A 4,540-nucleotide genomic window follows, 5' to 3' on the forward strand; every position below is an offset into this window, starting at 1 on the left:
CCGGACCGCCGCTGCCGGAGCGCCCGGCGCCCGGCCCGGTGACGGTGTTCCCGGTCGCCGGGTACGCGGTGCTGCACCACGCGGGCGTCCACGCGCTGCTGGACTTCGGTCCGCACGGCGGCTCGCACGGCCATCGCGACAAGTTGTCGCTGTATCTGTACGGGGACACCACGCCGTGGCAGCCGGACCCCGGTCAAGTGCCCTACGCACACGCCGAGTTCCGTGATCTTTACGCATCGACCGAGGCCCATCCGACGTTCCGGGTGAACGGCGCCGAACAGGCCGAGTGCACCGGGCGGCTGCTCGGCTCGGACGGTTCGTCCGTCACCGCCGAGGTGACGACGGCGTACGAGGGTGTGTGCGCGGTGCGGCGGGTGGTGCTCGGTGACGGCTATCTGGTCGATCTGCTGACGGTGCGTGCCGAGGACGAGCGGCGCCTCACCGCGCAGCTGCGCCCCGGTGTCGCGCTGGACGTCCAGCTCCAGGCCTCGGGCGAGGTCCGCACCACCTGGTACGGCGACGAGACCCTGCACGGCTGGCACACCCACACCCCCGGCACGACCGTGCGTCCGGTCTCCCGGCCCGGCCCGGGTCCGGCCGACGACCCGCAGCGCGTGCGCACCCGGGTCGACTTCACCGCGCAGTCGGACCGGGTCGTCTTCGCCTCGGTGTACCAGGCGGCGTCGGCCGGGCCCGCCGTGGCCGACGTACGCCTCGACGGTGACGGGGTGCTGACGGTCTCGCTGACCGACGGCAGCACCGCACGGTTCCGGACGGAGGACTGACCCTTGTTGCTCTCGGCGACCCCGCCGCCCGGCCCGCGTCCCGCGCAGCAGGTGCGGCTGTACGAGGAGGCCGCCCGCCACCGCGGGCTGACCCCGCCGCGTACGCACCCCCTGGCCAGCATCACCTGGCTCGGCCCCGCCGCCTCCAACCCGGCGCTGGCCTACCGGGTGAGCGGCGATCCGGCCCATCTGGCGGAGAGCCGGCGCTGGATCGAGGCCGCGGTGCGGCTGCCGCACTGGGGCAAGGCCCACATGCCGGACCACGATCTGGACGCCGGCTGGCTGCTGCACCATCTCTCACTCGCCTACCGGTGGATCGGCGACGAACTGCCGGACGGGGTGCGGGCGCTGCTGCGGTACAAGCTGCTGCTCCAGGGGCGGCGGATGTACGAGTTCGCGGTGGCGAGCGAGGGCCGCTGGTGGTCGTCGTCGTACTGGCAGAACCACAACTGGATCTGTTACGCGGGCCTGGCGACGGCCGGTTACGTGCTGGGCAAGGAGGAATGGACCGAGCGCGCCAAGGACAACCTCGGTACAGTCCTCGACCTGATGCCGGACGACGGTTCACATGCCGAGGGCGTCGTCTACTGGCGCTACGGCGTGCCGTTCCTCGCCATCCATCTGGATCTCCTCCAGGAGGCGGAGGGCATCGACTGGTGGGAGCGGGGCGGTTTCCTGCCGAACACCTTCCGCTACCGATTGCACCAGTTGGCTCCCGGCTTCGCGTTCAACGTCGACCACGGCGACTGCCACGACCGGCGCAGCGGGCACAGCGCCGGCCTGTACTACCGTCTCGCGGCGCAGTACGGGATTCCTCAGGCGCAGTGGCTGGGTGATCTCGCCTCGGGTGAACTGCTGTGGCAGGAGGCGGCGGAGAGCGGGGTACGGCCGGGGATCCTGCCGGAGGCCTATCTCGAATACCTCTGGTACGACCCGTCCGTGGCCGGTGCCCGTCCCACGGAGACACGAGCGTTCTTCCCGGATCTCGGCCTGCTCGCGGCCCGCACCGGATGGGACGACGACGCCACGCTCGTCTCGTTCAAGGCGAGCCCCGGCGGTGGCCACAAGGCCTGGGAGACCTCCGCGAAGCACCGGGCGGAACTGGGCTGGGAGACCCTCAACCAGGGGCACCACCACCCGGATTCGGGTTCGTTCGTGCTGGTGTCGCAGGGTGCGTTCCTCGCGGTCGACGAGGGGTACAGCAACCGCAAGCGGGCCGCGCACCACAATCTGCTCCTGGTGGACGGGCAGGGGTACGCGGACGAGGACCGCTACCACGTCTACAAGGACATCCCCTACGAGCGGCAGGCCCGGCAGCGCGATGTGCTCGCCGGTCCCGACTGCGGCTGGGCGCACGCCACGGCGGAGATCGCCGCGATGTACGACCCCGCGCTCGGGGTGCGGCGGCTGGACCGGACGCTGGTGTTCACCCCGTCGGGCCGGCTCGTGCTGCTGGATCTCGCCGAGGCCGACGCGGAGCGGGAGTGGACGTTCCTGCTCCAGACCGACCGGCCCACCGAGCCGCGGCCGGACGGCGGCCGACTGATCCGGTCCGGGGCGGCCTCCGCCCTGGTGCGGCAGTTCGCGCCGCCGGACGCCCGGGTCGTCTCCGAGACCACCGAGGTCGAGGCCAATCCGACGTCGAGCACGCCGGAACTCCGGCTCACCCGCACGCTGCACACCCTGCGGGCGACGACCGCCCGCTCGACGGAAGCACTCTTCCTCACCGCGATCGTCCCGGACGCGGCACCGGCCTCCGTCGAGCGGGTCGGGTGCGCACAGGGCCAGGGCGTCAGTTTCGGCGAGGAGACCGTGCTCCTCTCCCCCGTCGCCCGTCGGATCCGTACCGCCGCGGTGTCGGCCGACGCGGCGGCGGTACTGCTCGGCACCGAAGGCTCGGCCCCGTACGTGGTGGCGGCCACCCGGCTGGAGCTGGACGGCCGCGTGCTGCTCGATGTCCCGGAGCCGTACACAGGAAAGGTCGGCTGATCATGCAGGCAACCCTCTCGTCCGGCTGGCCGACGCTGCTGCGGCGGCTGGAGTTCGTGGCCTACCCGGCGGCCGCCGGGGCCGCCTTCACCCTGCTGTCGCTCGGTGTCGTGACCTGGCTTCCCGCGCTCGCCGCCATGGGGCACGCCCTGCAGCGGTGGCGGGCGGAGGGTGACAGCCGCTGCTTCACCAACACGTTCGCCGCCTTCCCGCGGTACTGGCGGTCGCTGTGGCGCCATGCCCTGGCGTCCACCGCGGCGGGGATCGTGCTGTCCGCCAACATCGTTCATCTGCTGGGCCGTTCGGAGCCGTGGACGTTCGTCCTGCTCGCCGCACAGGTGGGCATCGCGGCCGCGCTCGTCATCCATCATGTGGCGCTCGCGGCCGAGGCGGGCCGGTCTCCGCACGGAACGGTCCGCACCTGGTCGCGCGGTGCGCTGGCGCTCGGCTTCGGGTCGGCGGCCCGTGGCACCGCACTGCTCGGCGCGGTGATCTCCGCCGCGCTGCTCTCGCTCGTCGTACCGCTGGGCCCCCTGCTCCTCGGCCCCAGCATCCCCGTACTGCTCGCACTGTCCTTCGCAGACCCCAGGAGGCACACCCCATGAGCCGTGTACTGCGCACCACCCTCGTCGCCGCGCTAGCCGCAGGCGCCCCGCTCGCCTTCCCCCCGACGTCGGTGGCCGCCGAAGCCGCCACCGCGTACTACGTGTCGCCGTCCGGCAGCGACTCCAACGCCGGTACGTCGGCGGGCGCCCCGCTCGCCACGATCCAGAAGGCGGTCGACCTGGCGCCGACGGGTTCGGTCGTGAACCTCGCCGCCGGTACGTACAAGCAGGACGTCGTGACCAAGCGCTCCGGGGTCACCATCACCGGCCCTTCGAACGCCGTGGTGAAGGGTGCCGGCGACGCCCGGATCATCCAGGTGCAGCACGACTCGACGACGCTCAGCGGCTTCACCGTGGACGGGCTGCACGGGTCGTCCACCGATGTGTCGGGGTACCGCCTCAAGCTCATCTATGTCATGAGCACGACGCCCGGCAACGGTGTGGGCGGCCTGCGTATCACCGGGATGACGCTGAAGAACGCCGCCGACGAATGCCTGCGGGTGCGCTATCTGGTGACCGGAGCCGACATCTCCGAGAACACGATCACCAACTGCGGGGTGGCCGACTTCAAGTTCGGCGGCGGCGGCAAGAACGGCGAGGGCATCTACCTCGGCACGGCCCCGGAGCAGCAGGGGGCGAACGGCGCCCCGGACGCGGCCCCCGACATCAGCAAGAACAACCGCATCCATCACAACACCATCGCCACGCAGGGCAACGAGTGCGTCGACGTGAAGGAGAACTCGACCAACAACTACGTCGAGTACAACGACTGCAGCGGCCAGAAGGACTCCAGCTCCGGCGGCCTGGACGCACGCGGCAGCGGAAACATCTTCCGCTACAACACCATTCACGACAACGTCGGCGCGGGCATCCGGCTCGGCGGCGACACCGCCACCGACGGCATCGACACCAGCGTCTACGGCAACACCATCACCGGTAACGCGGGCGGCGGCATCAAGTTCATGCGCACCCCGCAGGGCCCGGTGTGCACCAACACGATGAGCGGCAACACCGGCGGCGACGCGGTCGGCACCTACGGCAGCGAGTACGACCCGACGGGTGCGTGCCCCCAGTGACCGGGCGGGGACCCGCGAGACGCGGGGTACTGACGGCTGCGGCCGGTCTGGCGGCGGTCGCGGCCACGGCGCCGGCGGCACAGGC

General features: G+C 71.6%; 4 protein-coding genes. All 4 read left to right on the plus strand.

The genetic code is table 11. The features are described 5' to 3' along the window. The coding region (locus tag ABZY11_RS42990) for a heparinase II/III family protein (RefSeq protein WP_356484386.1) at positions 1-785 on the plus strand (785 nt) is incomplete at its 5' end. A 3-nt stretch (positions 786-788) separates the two neighbouring features. After that, entirely contained in the window at positions 789-2,774 is a 1,986-nt protein-coding gene (locus ABZY11_RS42995) for a hypothetical protein (RefSeq protein WP_356484387.1), read from the plus strand. A gap of 2 nt (positions 2,775-2,776) precedes the next feature. Then, positions 2,777-3,379 (plus strand): DUF624 domain-containing protein, encoded by a 603-nt coding sequence (locus ABZY11_RS43000; protein WP_356484388.1) that lies wholly within the window; start codon positions 2,777-2,779, stop codon positions 3,377-3,379. Then, a complete protein-coding gene (locus ABZY11_RS43005; protein WP_356484389.1) occupies positions 3,376-4,455 on the plus strand; it encodes a right-handed parallel beta-helix repeat-containing protein in 1,080 nt (359 codons plus the stop codon). Before ABZY11_RS43000 ends, ABZY11_RS43005 begins: the two co-directional genes overlap by 4 nt. The last annotated feature ends 85 nt before the right edge of the window (positions 4,456-4,540 follow it).

This window comes from Streptomyces sp. NPDC006510 (genome assembly GCF_040611955.1).
GTDB lineage: Bacteria > Actinomycetota > Actinomycetes > Streptomycetales > Streptomycetaceae > Streptomyces.

Bases quoted from the DNA above. Each gene is read 5' to 3' on its own strand.
- ABZY11_RS43000 (WP_356484388.1), top strand. From the start codon at position 2,777: ATGCAGGCAACCCTCTCGTCCGGCTGGCCGACGCTGCTGCGGCGGCTG.
- ABZY11_RS43005 (WP_356484389.1), top strand. From the start codon at position 3,376: ATGAGCCGTGTACTGCGCACCACCCTCGTCGCCGCGCTAGCCGCAGGC.